We start from the raw sequence: 14,339 nt of genomic DNA on the forward strand, positions 1-14,339 counted from the left end.
TCGTGATCGAATGCCTGTGTGGAGTAAAGATTGAGCTTCTGTTACTAGAGGGTCTGTGGGCGATTCATACCTGGCACCCAGCTAAGGTTGAAGAGCGGCAAGTGGTGAGAACGATCATCCTCCCTTGCAAGCGCCTGAATCGCACGCAGGCGCGCTGCGACGGTGTCCTATGCACGGTGCTTGAGCCTGAGCTGGACTTAGATAAATGGGACCAGCTTGGGCAGTGGTGCAGCTGGACCATCCCGCACAAGCAGTGGCGCTGGCTGACCGGACGGGAAACGACACAAAACCAGCTTCATTGGCAGCCACCTCATTCAGGACGCGCCATGAACACGAAAGGCATGGCCCGTTGAGAGAATGGACGCCAGAAGCGGATTCGTCGAATCAATGTCTTACGAGGCTCATACACATTCCTGACATAGCATCTGATTTAACATAATATACATTATGCGTATATTCGTATTGAGCTGCCGGGGCATTGGTTGGCCAGATTTGAAGCCTGCATTCTGTCTTGATCACTGCGCTGCAGATCGAGCTTGGACCTCCGCGATGTAACCCAACACGAACGAAACTCGCGAGCCTCGCTCCTTGTAATAGCCATTCACGCTGGCCAACGCCCACCGCAGCAACCTCATCAATACTGGATCGGAAAAATCCCAGCTGGCCCACTCGTACTGATACCGGCTGCTGGTGAACAAATAGCGATACCGTTCGAATGAGTGTTCCTGACTGTTCAGGGCCAGGCTCTCGCGAATCGCTCCAGGCATAGCGTGAAACAGCGTAAGCAAATCGTGAGCGTCACGCTTCTGTTTGGGTGGAATCTTGCCGATTGTCTGCAGCCTACTGATGAGCCGTTTTGAGTGCATCGACGTCGAGCTAGTAGGTTTCACCGGCCGTACCTTGATGCTGATCTGGCACGGAAATAAAGCTTTTCAACAGTATTTCCAGGCCGATCTCTGCGTTGACCATGGCAACGCTGGAGAGATTTTGGGCGTCCAAAAGCTCAGAGGCTTTGAGGTATCTATGGGTGCTTTCAAGCATCCAGCCAGGAAAGTGACTCATTGAAAGGGTGCTCTTGAGGGTCATGCCAGCTGAAGGTAGCCCACCAGGTGAGCTACCCTGCCCTTATTATATGACTCAAAAGAATAGCTACGCTAAATAGTCATTTAGTTTAGTTATATATAGTCCTTTCCTTTCACCAGGCCTGTACGCCTTTCACTGCGTCACCTCCCGCAGCACCTCGTCCTTGACCACCGACCCACCAATCGGCGCCTTAAGCAGCAGGAAGTACGCCACCGCCGAACACAACGCCACCACTGCGCTGATCATGAACGCCGTATTGAACGACCCCGAGTACTGAATACTAAAGCCCGTAACGATCGGCGCGACCGACCCGGCAATATACCCTCCAAAGTTCTGGATCGAACCAAACGAGGCCACCCGCGGGCTGTCGACGATGGTGTTGACGATCATCCACGCCGTGGCACTGGCCATGTTAATGCTGAATAACGCCAGGCACAGCAGAATCACACACCCGGTAAGCCCGGTGACGTACGACAGCGGCAAGGTAAACAGCGCTGCCAGCACCAGGCCGGTGATCACGCTGAACTTGCGGCTACCGAGAATGCTCATGCCCCGCTTCACCAGCCGATCACAGAAGCGGCCGGCGACGATGGTCCCTACCGCACCAAAGCCATAGGCCAACGACACCACCCAGGCAGTCTTGTATAAGTCCAGGCCATGCTCGCGCTCAAAGTAACCGGGTAGCCAGGTCAGGTGCAGCCAGAGCATGTAGATCACGCCCATGAAACCCAGCACGGCGCCCCAAGTGCTGCGATGCTTGAACAGGTCGAGCCAGCCGGCAAAGTACGACACCTTGGGTGCTTGCGGGGCGGCGGCAGGTGCCACGTACTCGCTGGGCAGCGCTTTGCCTTCGGCCGCCAGCTCGGCCAGGTACTGCGCCTTGCTTTTGTAGAAGGTCAGCCAGCACACCGCCAGCACTACGCCCAGCAACCCAGTGATGATGAACATGCCGCGCCAGCCGTAGTTGACCATCAACAGCGTCAACAATGGAGGTGCCAGGCAAGGCCCGAGGCAGGTCGACGACCAGACGATGCCGGTAGGTGTTCCGCGTTCGTTGGCATCGAACCATTCCGACAGCGCCTTGGCTGCCGACGGGAACATCGGCGCTTCGCCGATCCCCAGCAGCACGCGCAGGCCCATGAAGCCGGCGAAGCTGTTGACCAGGCCGAAGGTAGTCTGGGCGACCGACCAGGCCAGCAACGATGCGCCAAGGGCGATCTTGCTGCCCAGGCGGTCGATGATCATGCCCATCGGTAACTGGGCGAAGGCATAGGCAATGGAGAACGCCGACAGCAGGATGCCCATCTGTGAGGGGCTGATCATCATGTCTTTCTGGATCGAGGTGTTGGCGATCGACAGCGCACTGCGGTCCAGGTAGTTGACGATACCGATCAACAGCAGGAACACCACCGTGATGCTCTGGTACTTCTTCAGTTTGTTCATTGCGTGGCCTTTATTATTATTGTTGCAGCGCGTTCAGCGCCTAGGCGATCCGTCATTGCTGTCGCGTTCATCCATGGTCGGTTACGGTTGGATCAGGGTTGCCGCGCGGTCACTGCCGCGTCGAGCAGGCCGCGGCGGCTGAGGCTGTCAATCAGCGAGCGCAGGCCGAAGTTCCAGTGCGGCGCCTGGTCGCTGGTGGTCACCCGATTGCTCAAGGCACCCAGCTGTGCGCTGCTGATGGTGACTACGTCGCCAGGCTTGTGAGTAAAGCCATTGCCCGGTTGGTCGCGGTCTTGCTTGGGGGCGAACAGGGTGCCGAGAAACAGCACCAGGCCGTCCGGGTACTGGTGATTTTCGTTGAGGGTCTGCTGCACCAGGTCGAGCGGGTCGCGGCTGATCTGCTGCATCGAGCTGCGGCCCGAGAGGATGAAGCCCTCCTCCCCTTCAACCCGCAGGTCGACTTCGGCGTTACGCACGTCGTCGAGGCTGAAACCTTCGTCGAACAGACGCAGCAGCGGGCCCAGCGAGGTCGAGGCGTTGTTGTCCTTGGCTTTGGACAGCAGCAAGGCACTGCGCCCTTCGAAGTCACGCAGGTTGACGTCGTTACCAAGCATGGCGCCCTTGATGCTGCCGTCGCTGGACACTGCCAGTACCACTTCCGGTTCCGGGTTATTCCAGCTTGATTTGGGATGGATGCCGATGTCGGCGCCGTGCCCGACTGCCGACAGCGGCTGGGCCTTGGTGAAGACTTCGGCATCCGGGCCGATGCCGACCTCCAGATACTGCGACCACAAGCCCTGCTCCACCAGCACGGCGCGCAACGCCTCGGCCTGGGCCGAACCTGGAACGATCTGTGACAGGTCGGCACCGATCCGGCTGGCCAGCGTGTCGCGGATCGCATCAGCCTTGGCCGGGTCGCCCTTGGCTTGCTCCTCGACCACACGTTCCAGCAGGCTGGCGGCAAAGGTCACGCCGGCAGCTTTGACGGCCTGCAGATCAATCGGTGCCAGCAGCCAGGGTTTGCTGATGTCACGTTGGCGCGGATCGCTGTTGGCAAGCAGCGCCGGCAGCTCGGTCAGCGCATCGGCCAACGGCAGCGAGCGCAGATAAGCCACCGGGTCAGCGACTTCGAGCAGCGCCGAAACCGTGGCGACGTGGGCGCTGATGTCATGCACTGCGCCCTCCTTCACCAATACTACTGCCGGGCCTTGCTCGGGCAGCCATACCCGCCCTACCCAGCTGCCACTGTTACAAACGGCGGCATCGTGGCTCAACGGCAACGACGGCTTGCTGTTCGATTGATCTGTCATGTCTCTACCTTTTTTGTAGTTGTCTATCAGTGACCAAGCGCGGCCACTTGCAATTGGGCGGCGAGCTGGTTGAGGTCTGCGACCAGAGTCGGCGCCAGGCTTACGCCCTGGGCCAAGGCCTTGCTGCGCAGGGCCAGGCCGGCTTGCCCAGGCAGGCGCACCGGGCGCTCCGGATCTACTGGGCGGCTGGCGAGGATCAGTTGGCCGAGGAAGCTGGTTTCGTCTGTAAACGCCTGTAGGCCGCCAAAGAAGCGCGGATCAATTACTACCGCAGTGGCCGACGCGCCCCATTGATCAGGGCAGTCCTTGCGGCCATGGCCGGCCAGGCCCGAGGTCAGCGCTTCGACCAGAATCGCCAGAGCGAAGCCCTTGTGGCCGAAGCCCTGGCCACCCAGCGGCAAGATGCTGCCCTGCGGGCTGGTGAAGAAGTCCGCAGGGTCATCACTCGCCTTGCCTGCGTTGCTCATCAGCACCGGGTGCGCCAGTTTGCTGCCGTTATCCCGGCATTGGCTGACCATGGCCATGGTCACGGTGGACATGCTCACATCCAGCAGGATCGGTTCGCCGCGGGTAGGGATACCGGCAGCAATCGGGTTCGGTGTGTAGATCGGGTCAACGCCGCCATGGGCGCAGACCAACCCCACAGAGGGATCTGAGGAATACACCAGCGCGACCAAGCCACGGTCGGTGTATGGCTTCAGGTAGGCCGCCAGGCAGCCAATATGCGCAGCGCGGCGGACCACGGCGATGCCGATGCCCTGCGCGCTGGCCCCGCTGGCCGCACAGTCCAACGCACGGCTGACGCAGTACGGGCCGAGTACATAGTTGCCGTCGAACAGGCTGGCAACACCGCTGTCGGAGACCTGCTCCAGCGCTGCCGCCTGAGCCTTGACCTGGCCACTCAACATGCCGCCAATGTAGCGGCTGACCAGATTCAGGCCATGGGTGCGATGGCCGAGCAACTCGCCTTCGAGCAGCACTCGGGTTACCACTTGGGCGACCTCCGCGTCGGCGCCGGCATTTTCAAACAGGCGCTCGACAAACGTGCTGAGCGCGTTCACTTCATAGCGGATGGCTTCGCTCATACGCTCAGCTCCCGGTTTGGTTGAGCGCTGCCGAGCTCGGCTGACCATCCACCAGGCGCTGAATGCCCAGCGGGTTGGCGTTCTGCAAGGCCGGCGGCAGCATGGCGTCAGGGATGTTCTGGTAACACACCGGGCGCAGGAAGCGGTCGATGGCCAGGGTGCCAACCGAGGTGCCACGGGCATCGGAGGTCGCCGGATACGGGCCGCCATGCACCATCGCATCGCACACCTCGACGCCGGTCGGATAGCCGTTGAGCAACACTCGGCCGACCTTCACTTCCAGTGCGCCAAGCAGCGAGCCGTGGTCAGCCAGGTCTTGCTCATCCGCCAGCAACGTTGCTGTCAGCTGGCCGCGCAGAGCGTTCACGGCTTGCAGGAGTTGCTCGGCATCATCGACCCGAACCACCACAGTGCACGGACCAAACACCTCTTCCTGCAGCAGCTCGTCCTGTTCCAGCAGCAGGCTGACATCTGCCTCGAACAGCTGCGGCTGGGCCTGATTGCCCTGTTGCCGGGCACCGCTCAGGTGCTCGATACCAGGGTGCGCGAGCAACGTCTGCAGGCCTTTGTCGTAGCTGCGCAGGGTGCCGGGATTGAGCATGGTTTGCGCCGGCTGATCAGCCATGTGCCCGCGCAATTGCTCGATAAAAGCGGTGAAGTCCGGCGAGCGAATGCCCAGCACCAGGCCGGGATTGGTGCAGAATTGACCGCAGCCCTGTACAACCGATGCGGTCAGGTCCTTGGCTAGCTGGGCACCGCGACTTGCCAGAGCCTTCGGCAGTGCCAGCACCGGGTTTATGCTCGACATCTCGGCAAATACCGGGATCGGCTGCGGCCGCGCTGCCGCCATATCGCACAACGCCCGCCCGCCTTTGAGCGAACCGGTAAAGCCCACCGCCTGGATGCCCGGGTGCTTGACCAGCGCTTCCCCCACGCCGCTGCCGAAGATCATGTTGAACACGCCCGCCGGCATGCCAGTGCGCTCGGCGGCGCGGATCAACGCTTCGGCAACGCGCTCGGCGGTAGCCATATGGCCGCTGTGGGCTTTGAACACGACCGGGCAGCCGGCGGCCAATGCCGCAGCGGTATCGCCTCCCGCGGTGGAGAACGCCAGCGGGAAGTTGCTGGCACCGAACACGGCCACCGGGCCAACGCCGATGCGGTATTGACGCAGGTCGGGGCGTGGCAACGGCGTGCGCGCTGGCAGCGCTTGATCAATACGAGCGCCATAGAAATCGCCACGGCGCAGGACCTTGGCAAACAGACGCATCTGGCCGCTGGTGCGACCCCGTTCGCCTTGGATTCGCGCGCTGGGCAGCGCGGTTTCCTGGCAGGTCAGGTTGACGAAGTCTTCACCGAGGGTATCGAGCTCGTCGGCGATCGCCTCAAGAAACTCTGCGCGGCGCACTGCCGGCAAATTGCGAAACGTTGGGAACGCAGCACTGGCCGCCGCCACGGCGTTGTCGACCTCGGTCAAGGTCGCTTGATGAAAGCCGCCCGCTAGCTGCTCGCCGGTATGGGCGTCGATGCTGTAGACCAGGGTGTCGCCAAGTGCGCTGCGCTGGCCGCCGATGAAGTTGAATCCGTTAACGTGCATAAAAAATTGCCTCGAAAGATGAAGGGGGCTGTCAGTCAGGTCACGGCACCGATCTGCCAGGGCACGAACTCGTTCTGCCCATAGCCGTGCTGTTCGCTCTTGCTGCGCTCACCCGAGGCGATGCGCAGCATCTGTTGAAAGATGTAGGCACCACGTTCTTCGATACTGGTGGAGCCATCGGCGATGCCGCCGCAGTTGACGTCCATGTCCTCTTCCTGGTGCTCGAACACCCGGCTGTTGGTGGCCAGCTTGATCGACGGCGCGGGCGCGCAGCCGTAGGCCGAGCCCCGGCCGGTGGTGAAGGCAATCAGGTTGGCGCCGCCTGCGACCTGGCCGGTGGCGGAGACGGGGTCATAACCTGGAGTATCCATGAACACCAGGCCTTGAGCGCGCACCGCCTCGGCGTATTGATAGACGTCGACCAGATTGCTCGAGCCGGCCTTGGCCACCGCTCCGAGGGATTTCTCCAGAATGGTGGTCAGGCCCCCGGCTTTGTTACCCGCCGAAGGGTTGTTGTTGAGCTCGGCGTTCATGCGCTGGCAGTAGTCTTCCCACCAATGAATGCGTGCGATCAGTTTCTCGCCGACCTCACGGCTCACCGCCCGGCGCGTCAGCAGGTGCTCGGCGCCATAGATCTCCGGTGTTTCCGACAGGATTGCGGTGCCGCCTGCCGCGACCAGGCGGTCAACTGCATTGCCCAGTGCCGGGTTGGCGGTGATCCCCGAGTAACCATCGGAGCCGCCGCATTGCAGGCCAACCACGAGGTGCCGAGCGCTGACCGGCTCACGTTTGACTCGGTTGGCGTCGGCCAGCAGCGTCTTGACCTGCTCGATGCCGGCGGCGATGGTCTTTGAGGTGCCGCCAATGCCCTGGATAGTAAAGGTGCGCAGTTGCTCGCTGGCTTTCAGGCCCTGGGTTTCCAGCAGACTCTCGATCTGGTTGGTTTCACAGCCCAGACCGATGATCAGCACAGCGGCGAAATTGGGATGTATCGCATAGCCTGCCAAGGTACGGCGCAACAGACCCAGCGCTTCGCCACTGGGGTCCACTGCGCAACCGGCACCGTGGGTCAGGGCGACCACGCCGTCAATATTCGGGTAGTCGGCGAGTGCCTCGGGGTGGATATCGCGGCGGAAATGATCAGCCACTGCCCGGGCGACGGTTGCCGAGCAATTCACCGAGGTAAGGATGCCAATGTAGTTGCGTGTGGCGACGCGGCCGTCGCCGCGCACAATCCCCTGAAACACTGCTTCAGTAGCAGCTAGGCTGCGTGTATCGACGCCAAAGGCATAGTCGCGGGAGAAGTCACCCATCTGCACGTTGTGCACATGGACGTGATCGCCAGGTTCGATGGTTTGCGAGGCGAAACCGATAATCTGGCCGTAACGGCGCAGTGGCTGGCCCTGCTCCAAACGCTCGGTAGCAACTTTGTGCCCCGACGGGATGGGTTGGCGCACGGTGATCGCTTCGCCGTCCAGCTCAAGGCCTTCAGGCAGCGCCTGGCGTGCAATCAGGACGTTGTCCAGCGGGTTGAGGCGGATGACCGCAGGGTCGGCGCAGCGGGCAATCAGTTCCATGGGACCTCTCAGGGTACGGCTGACTTCTTGTTATGGCGTCGCCCGTTTGCTGCTGGGCGAATCTGCCACCACTGTATGAAGCCTTACCGATAATTCCCAATGAGATGAACCGATCAGCCGATAACCGGGGGTTATCAATGCGTCAAATCGACCCCCGTTTAGAAATCGCTACCGCTGCCCTCCTCCATGCGCCGCTGCTGGGCAAACTCCAGCAGGATATCGATGAACTCCCGCGCAGAGCCGGTTGGCGGCTGATCCTTGCGGGTGATCACGCCGTACTCCAGCGGCGATAGATGCAGCGGGCTCTGCAGCTCCTTGAACAGGCCGCTGCTCAGCTGCGCGGCAACCATCGAGCGCGGCAGCATGGCGATCATCGGTGCCGACTGCAGCAGTTGCAGGAACATCGGCATTGAGATGGTTTCAACGCTATCGGCGGGTGTGGCAATGCCGGCCACCTTGAAGGCCTGCTCCAGCCGCCCGCGCAACGGCGTACCCAGCGGGTACAGCACCCACGGCCAGTCCGCGAGCGCCTCGAGCGGCGTGCTGGCCAGCTGATTAAGCGGGTGACTGCTGTTGACCACCAAGGCAAACGGTTCAGGTTCCAGCGGCTGAAAGTCGAACACCTGGCTGAAGCGCTCCTCGGTGAAACGGCCGATCATGATGTCGAGCTTGTTCTGCTCGAGCATCGTCAGCAGGTGGTCACTGGAATGCTCCACCACCTCGATCGACAGCAACGGGCTACGTGCTTTGATCGCAGCGATGGCCTGCGGCAGCACCCGCGGCGTCGAGGCAAAAATCCCGCCCACCCGGATAAACCCATGGCCGCCCTTGCGCAGGCGGTTGAGCTGGTCGACAAACTGCTGCGACTCGGCCAATGCGCCCTGGGCGTACTTGACCACGTATTCGCCAAGCTCGGTCGGCGGCATGCTGCGCGGCAGACGCTCGAACAGAGCAAAGCCAAACTGCTCCTCGAGATCGCGCAGCATCTTGCTCAACGCTGGCTGGCTCAGGTTCATCAGGTTGGCGGTGGCGTGCATGTTGCGGGTACGGGCCAGGCTGTCGATCAGCACCAGGTGCTTGAAGCGCAGCCAGTTGCAAAAGCTGGAGTGGATGATGTCGGACGGCATCAGAAAACGGCCTCAGGCAGGTAGACAAACATGGCTATTGTGGGGCTCGCAGGTACTGCAGCAACGTTTCCAGTGCCACCGAGCGCGGCCGTGAACGCAGCGTCAGCAAACCCAGGTTGGCCAGGCTGATCGGCAGCTCCACCGGCAGGATCGAGACCATCCCGTACTGGGCGTAATGCGCGGCGACATCGTTTGGCACCACGGCGATCATGTCGGAAGCCTCCAGCATGGCGGTGGTCGCCAGAATCGAGGCAGTCTCGACGATGTCCAGCGATTGCACCATCCCCCCGGCCTGCAGCGCACTCTCGACCCGCCGCCGCATCGGGCTGCCGATCGGGTGCAGGATCCACGTCAACGCGACCAGATCAGCCAGCTGCAATGTGCTCGCTGCAGCCATTGGGTGGCCAGCGCGGGCGATCACGCGCATCTGTTCACCGCCTTCGAACAACTCGATGTTGAGGTCCTGGCTGTCGCTCTGATCCGGCAAGCGCCCTACCACAAGGTCGAAGTCACCGCGCAGCAACGCCGGCAGCAAGGTATCGCTGGTACCCACTTCAAGCGAGATGCGCACCTTGGGGTGGTCGCGCTTGTAGGCCAGCACGGCCTTGGTCAGCAAGCCCGGCACCGGCCCCATTACGCTGCCTACCCGCACCAGCCCGGCGGCGCCACGCGCAAGCTCGGCTATCTGCGCCTGGGCGTGCTCGAACTCGTGCAGCGCACTTTGCGCGTAGCGAATCATCACCTCGCCGTACAGGGTTGGCTGCATGCCACGCGGCAGGCGCTCGAACAAGCGCACTTCAAGGCGCTCCTCGAGCTGTTGCAGCAGCAGGCTCGCAGCAGGCTGGGTGGTGTGCATGGCCACAGCAGCGCGGCGCAGGTTGCCGAACTCGCCCAAGGCGTTGAGCAGGGTTATCTGACGGCTGGAGATCTTCAGCGGGCCAAGACTGCGCGGCGCCTGCGAGGTGTCTGCTGGGGTCTGAGGCATATCAATTCTGATATCCATAGTTAGGAATTGGCGATTATGCCTGTATCGCTCAGCAACCTACAGTCAGGTCTCCAGAGGTAACCCAGAACAAGAGACCGCCATGAGCATACGCATTACCCATCTAAGCGTTCGCGACATTCGCTTTCCGACTTCGCTGTCACTGGACGGCTCCGATGCCATGAACAGCGCGCCTGACTACTCAGCCGCCTACGTCGTGCTGCACACCGATGCCGGCGAGCTCGAAGGCCATGGCTTGACCTTCACCATTGGCCGCGGCAACGAGATCTGCGCCGCTGCGGTGCAGTCGTTGGCGCCGCTGATCGTCGGCCAGACCCTGGAAGAGATCACTGCAGACATGGGTGGTTTCTGGCACCGCTTCACCGTGGGTGACAGCCAACTGCGCTGGCTCGGCCCGGAAAAAGGCGTCATCCACCTGGCCACTGCCGCCATCGTCAACGCCGTGTGGGACTTGTGGGCAAAGCATGAAGGCAAGCCAGTGTGGAAGCTGCTGGCCGACATGAGCCCCGAGCAACTGGTCGCGTGCCTGGACTTCAGCTACGTCACCGACGTGCTCACCCCGGAAGAAGCCATCGCCCTGCTCCGCCGCCAGGTGCCGGGCAAGGCCCAACGCGAGGCGCAGATGCTTCGCGAAGGTTACCCCGGCTACACCACCGCGCCCGGCTGGCTCGGCTACAGCGAAGAGAAGATGCGCCGCCTGGCACGTGAAGCGGTCGAGGACGGCTGGACCCATATCAAGCAGAAGATCGGCGCCGACCTGGAAGAAGACATTCGCCGCGCCAGCATCCTGCGTGACGAGCTCGGCTGGGAGCGAACCTTGATGATGGACGCCAACCAGGTCTGGGGGGTCGAGGAGTCTGTCAGCAACATGCGCCGGCTGGCAGCCTTTGCCCCGCTGTGGATCGAAGAGCCGACCAGCCCCGATGACATTCTTGGCCATGCAACGATCCGCCAGCGCATCGCGCCGATTGGCGTCGCCACCGGCGAGCATTGCCACAACCGGGTGATGTTCAAGCAGATGTTCCAGGCCGGCGCGCTGGACTTCTGTCAGCTCGATGCCGCACGCCTGGGCGGCCTCAACGAGGTACTGATCGTGCTGCTGATGGCTGCCAAGTACGACGTACCGGTGTGCCCGCACGGCGGCGGTGTCGGCCTGTGCGAGTATGTGCAGAACATTGCCCTGTTCGACTACATCGCCGTTTCCGCCTCGCTGCACAACCGGGTGCTGGAGTACGTCGACCATCTGCATGAACACTTCATCGACCCCGTGGTGATCCGCCGCGGCCGCTACATGCCGCCGCAGCGCCCGGGCTACAGCATTGAAATGCACGCCGAGACCCTGGAGCGTTACCAGTATCCCGACGGCGCAGTCTGGCTGGACATCCAGCGTGGTTGATTGACCTACCGCAGCGCGACGCACCACCGCGGCGCGCTGTTACTCATAGCTTTCGGGGAAAAAACAATGACAATCCTCACGCAACCGACAGCGGCCGCCGCGCCTGCTGTTGCGGCTGATCAGCGCCTGAACAGCCTGCTTCTGCGCAAACTGATGCCACTGCTGGTCATCGTCTATGTAATGAGTTTTCTCGACCGCACCAACATCGCCCTGGCCAAGGCCAGCATGGGCGTTGACCTCGGCTTGTCGGCTGCTGCGTATGGGCTGGGCGCGGGTCTGTTCTTCCTGACCTACGCCTTGGCCGAGGTGCCGAGCAACCTGATCATGCAACGGGTCGGCGCGCGCTTCTGGATTACACGCATCATGATCACCTGGGGCCTGCTGTCTGCCGGCATGGCTTTCGTCGAGGGGGAGACTTCGTTCTACGTCATGCGCCTGCTGCTGGGCGTCGCCGAGGCGGGACTGTTTCCCGGCGTCATGCTCTACTTGACCTACTGGTTCGACCGTGAGCAACGCGCCCGCGCCACGGGCTACTTCCTGCTCGGTGTGTGCCTGGCCAATATCCTCAGCGGGCCGCTGGGCGGTGCCTTGCTGGAAATGGACGGCGTGCTCGGCTGGCATGGTTGGCAGTGGTTGTTCGTGCTTGAAGGCTTGCCCGCCGTAGCGCTGGCGTATGTCGTCTGGAAAAAGCTGCCCGATGGGCCGAGTTCGGCACCGTGGTTATCGCCCGCTGATGCGCAGGACATCGAGCGCCGGCTGGCGGCTGAACGTGCCGCTGCACCGCAGCAGAGCAAGCTGTCGCAGATGTTTCGCGACAAGCAGATCTGGTTGGCGATCGCCGTGTACTTTGTGCATCAGATCACTATCTACACCGTGATCTTCTTCCTGCCTGGGATAATCGGCACTTACGGCGCACTGTCGCCCTTGCAGATTGGCCTGCTCACGTCGGTGCCGTGGATCGCTGCTGCAATTGGCGCGGCAACCCTGCCACGCCTGGCCACTTCACCAAACCGTTGCCGCACGCTGCTGTTCTTCGGCCTGCTGACCATGGCCGCCGGGCTGCTGCTGGCTTCGGTAGCCAACTCGTTCATTGGCCTGATCGGGTTCTCGTTGACAGCATTGATGCTGTTCGTGGTGCAGTCGGTCATCTTCGTCTTCCCCTCCAGTCGCTTGAGCGGCAATGCGCTGGCTGCCGGGCTGGCATTCGTCACGACCTGCGGTTTGCTCGGGGGCTTTGTCGGCCCATCTGTGATGGGCTTGATCGAGCAAGCAACCGGCAGCACCCGTAATGGCTTGTGGATCATTGCTTCGATGCTGGTTCTGGCTGCGCTGCTCAGCATGCGCTTGCGCCAGGGTCAGGAGCAGTAACCGCCATTGGTCGGGGAACCTCCCTTTGCAAACGACTGCTACCCGCCCACAGCGCTCATAACTACTGAGGGTGGTGCAACGGCGTCACCCCTCACTCCTGTGCTTGGCCTGCCTGCTGGCGGGCCTTTTTTCATTCAGCCGAGGGAATGATCATGCGCGAGCAACTGATGATGGGTGGCGGTAGTGTTGAAGACGATTGGCCAGAATTGGTCCCGGACCGCCCCGATGGGCAAGCAGACGACCCAGATGCTGACCCTAACCTGACTGACCCGGACGAGCGCCCTGGCGTCCCCGCCAGTGATCCTGAATCAGGCGCCTGACCTGGCCGTATACTTCCAGCAGACAAAACAAAGCCGCTCCCAATCAGGAGCGGCTTTGTTCACACAGCCCGGCAGTAACTGCTGCCTACCGCTTGTTCAGGCAGTAGGCAGCATCGACTGGTTGGCACCGGCACTGGAGGTAGGTTTGCTACCCGATGGCCTCCAGCTCACTTCACTGATCCCGTATCGTTCGGCCATGGGCCTGCTGACCTTGCGAATTTTTTCACGACCAAACTTGGGAATAATGCCAATACCGGCGTCACAACTAGCCCAGTGCCAAGCCTCGGCGTTATCCATCCGATCCAGCCGGATGATGAAGCTGCGCGTTTCACCGTGCAGCTTGTAATCGACGATATAAAGCTCTGGGGTAGGCATCGCAGGGGGCCTCCTCTTCTCCATGGATGACAACTAGTGGAACCGGTGCGATCACGAAGATTCAAATTTTTGTCGAACAATGCACATCAACGGCTTGCGGCGCCCCCGCGCGCGTTCAGGCACCGGCAGGGTCGAGCTGCAGCAGCAGGCCGAATCCACCCAGCAAGACCCAGAAAATCAGAAACAACCACGGCGTACGGATCGAAAACAGCAGCGATTTGCGGTAACCACGATGGGTTGACTCAGACTCGCTGAACAACGGCCAATCATCGTACGCAAAACCCATGCTTGGCTCGTTGTGTAACAGGTGACTTTGCTTGAAATGCCAGTGGTCGATGATGCCGTACGAGGCGCGAATTCCAGGCCACGCATTGAGTGAGCTGATGATGCCCAGCAATGCCAAAAACGCAGGCACAACCAGCGTGAAAAGCCTGCCCCAGCTGGGATTGCCGTTGGCCATGCAGGACGCATAGGCAATTACCAGAAAAGACTGTGCCGACAGATAAGCATCTGTGCGGTTGGCAAGAATCGTGGTCTCGAACTGGATTTCTCGGCGGTAGAACTCCAACCGCTCGCGGGGGGTTTCGAATGTCACCCCCTGCGGCGGCGGAGCAAGATCCTCGCTGGTGACCGATGTGATGATACGTTCCGTCAT

14 protein-coding genes are annotated in these 14,339 nt (G+C 61.5%); 4 read left to right on the forward strand and 10 right to left on the reverse strand.

Annotated features, from left to right (window positions below; translation table 11 throughout):
• Positions 1–2 precede the first annotated feature (2 nt).
• Entirely contained in the window at positions 3–353 is a 351-nt protein-coding gene (locus HU736_RS04450; RefSeq protein ID WP_186698124.1) for a hypothetical protein, read from the forward strand.
• Positions 354–876: 523 nt separating this feature from the next.
• Here the strand turns inward: HU736_RS04450 and HU736_RS21745 are convergent.
• The 8 genes from HU736_RS21745 to HU736_RS04490 all read right to left on the reverse strand — a co-directional run bounded on the left by HU736_RS21745 (position 877) and on the right by HU736_RS04490 (position 10,207).
• The gene (locus HU736_RS21745) at positions 877–1,086 is read right to left on the reverse strand and encodes a hypothetical protein (protein WP_225912970.1); all 210 of its coding nucleotides are present in this window, start codon (positions 1,084–1,086) and stop codon (positions 877–879) included.
• A gap of 129 nt (positions 1,087–1,215) precedes the next feature.
• Positions 1,216–2,526 carry an MFS transporter gene (locus tag HU736_RS04460; protein WP_186698122.1) on the reverse strand — a complete coding sequence of 437 codons (1,311 nt, stop codon included), beginning with the start codon at positions 2,524–2,526 and terminating at the stop codon, positions 1,216–1,218.
• Positions 2,527–2,618: 92 nt separating this feature from the next.
• The gene (locus tag HU736_RS04465) at positions 2,619–3,836 is read right to left on the reverse strand and encodes a fumarylacetoacetate hydrolase family protein (protein ID WP_186698120.1); all 1,218 of its coding nucleotides are present in this window, start codon (positions 3,834–3,836) and stop codon (positions 2,619–2,621) included.
• A gap of 26 nt (positions 3,837–3,862) precedes the next feature.
• Positions 3,863–4,921 (reverse strand): Ldh family oxidoreductase, encoded by a 1,059-nt coding sequence (locus HU736_RS04470; RefSeq protein ID WP_186698118.1) that lies wholly within the window; start codon positions 4,919–4,921, stop codon positions 3,863–3,865.
• A gap of 4 nt (positions 4,922–4,925) precedes the next feature.
• A complete protein-coding gene (locus HU736_RS04475; RefSeq protein WP_186698115.1) occupies positions 4,926–6,518 on the reverse strand; it encodes an aldehyde dehydrogenase (NADP(+)) in 1,593 nt (530 codons plus the stop codon).
• Between the two features lie 35 nt (positions 6,519–6,553).
• Complete coding sequence (locus HU736_RS04480) at positions 6,554–8,095, reverse strand: UxaA family hydrolase (protein WP_186698113.1); 1,542 nt, start codon at positions 8,093–8,095, stop codon at positions 6,554–6,556.
• Between the two features lie 158 nt (positions 8,096–8,253).
• Entirely contained in the window at positions 8,254–9,222 is a 969-nt protein-coding gene (locus HU736_RS04485) for a LysR family transcriptional regulator (RefSeq protein WP_186698111.1), read from the reverse strand.
• A 34-nt stretch (positions 9,223–9,256) separates the two neighbouring features.
• Complete coding sequence (locus tag HU736_RS04490; protein ID WP_186698108.1) at positions 9,257–10,207, reverse strand: LysR family transcriptional regulator; 951 nt, start codon at positions 10,205–10,207, stop codon at positions 9,257–9,259.
• 100 nt (positions 10,208–10,307) lie between these two features.
• Between HU736_RS04490 and HU736_RS04495 the strand changes: the two genes are divergently transcribed.
• From HU736_RS04495 to HU736_RS04505, 3 genes are all read left to right on the forward strand, one after another.
• The gene (locus tag HU736_RS04495; RefSeq protein ID WP_186698106.1) at positions 10,308–11,621 is read left to right on the forward strand and encodes an L-fuconate dehydratase; all 1,314 of its coding nucleotides are present in this window, start codon (positions 10,308–10,310) and stop codon (positions 11,619–11,621) included.
• A gap of 66 nt (positions 11,622–11,687) precedes the next feature.
• On the forward strand, positions 11,688–12,989 hold the full coding sequence (locus HU736_RS04500; RefSeq protein WP_103437306.1) for an MFS transporter: 1,302 nt from the start codon (positions 11,688–11,690) through the stop codon (positions 12,987–12,989).
• 152 nt (positions 12,990–13,141) lie between these two features.
• Positions 13,142–13,309 (forward strand): hypothetical protein, encoded by a 168-nt coding sequence (locus tag HU736_RS04505; RefSeq protein ID WP_181003859.1) that lies wholly within the window; start codon positions 13,142–13,144, stop codon positions 13,307–13,309.
• Between the two features lie 96 nt (positions 13,310–13,405).
• Here the strand turns inward: HU736_RS04505 and HU736_RS04510 are convergent, their stop codons facing one another.
• Positions 13,406–13,684 (reverse strand): DUF6555 family protein, encoded by a 279-nt coding sequence (locus tag HU736_RS04510; protein WP_103437307.1) that lies wholly within the window; start codon positions 13,682–13,684, stop codon positions 13,406–13,408.
• A 115-nt stretch (positions 13,685–13,799) separates the two neighbouring features.
• Positions 13,800–14,339: a hypothetical protein gene (locus HU736_RS04515; RefSeq protein WP_186698103.1), complete on the reverse strand. Its 540-nt coding sequence runs from the start codon at positions 14,337–14,339 to the stop codon at positions 13,800–13,802.

The organism is Pseudomonas shirazensis (assembly GCF_014268785.2).
Classification (GTDB): domain Bacteria; phylum Pseudomonadota; class Gammaproteobacteria; order Pseudomonadales; family Pseudomonadaceae; genus Aquipseudomonas; species Aquipseudomonas shirazensis.

Bases quoted from the DNA above. Each gene is read 5' to 3' on its own strand.
- HU736_RS21745 (WP_225912970.1), bottom strand. From the start codon at position 1,086: ATGACCCTCAAGAGCACCCTTTCAATGAGTCACTTTCCTGGCTGGATG.
- HU736_RS04460 (WP_186698122.1), bottom strand. From the start codon at position 2,526: ATGAACAAACTGAAGAAGTACCAGAGCATCACGGTGGTGTTCCTGCTG.
- HU736_RS04465 (WP_186698120.1), bottom strand. From the start codon at position 3,836: ATGACAGATCAATCGAACAGCAAGCCGTCGTTGCCGTTGAGCCACGAT.
- HU736_RS04470 (WP_186698118.1), bottom strand. From the start codon at position 4,921: ATGAGCGAAGCCATCCGCTATGAAGTGAACGCGCTCAGCACGTTTGTC.
- HU736_RS04475 (WP_186698115.1), bottom strand. From the start codon at position 6,518: ATGCACGTTAACGGATTCAACTTCATCGGCGGCCAGCGCAGCGCACTT.
- HU736_RS04480 (WP_186698113.1), bottom strand. From the start codon at position 8,095: ATGGAACTGATTGCCCGCTGCGCCGACCCTGCGGTCATCCGCCTCAAC.
- HU736_RS04485 (WP_186698111.1), bottom strand. From the start codon at position 9,222: ATGCCGTCCGACATCATCCACTCCAGCTTTTGCAACTGGCTGCGCTTC.
- HU736_RS04490 (WP_186698108.1), bottom strand. From the start codon at position 10,207: ATGCCTCAGACCCCAGCAGACACCTCGCAGGCGCCGCGCAGTCTTGGC.
- HU736_RS04495 (WP_186698106.1), top strand. From the start codon at position 10,308: ATGAGCATACGCATTACCCATCTAAGCGTTCGCGACATTCGCTTTCCG.
- HU736_RS04500 (WP_103437306.1), top strand. From the start codon at position 11,688: ATGACAATCCTCACGCAACCGACAGCGGCCGCCGCGCCTGCTGTTGCG.
- HU736_RS04505 (WP_181003859.1), top strand. From the start codon at position 13,142: ATGCGCGAGCAACTGATGATGGGTGGCGGTAGTGTTGAAGACGATTGG.
- HU736_RS04510 (WP_103437307.1), bottom strand. From the start codon at position 13,684: ATGCCTACCCCAGAGCTTTATATCGTCGATTACAAGCTGCACGGTGAA.
- HU736_RS04515 (WP_186698103.1), bottom strand. From the start codon at position 14,339: ATGACGGAACGTATCATCACATCGGTCACCAGCGAGGATCTTGCTCCG.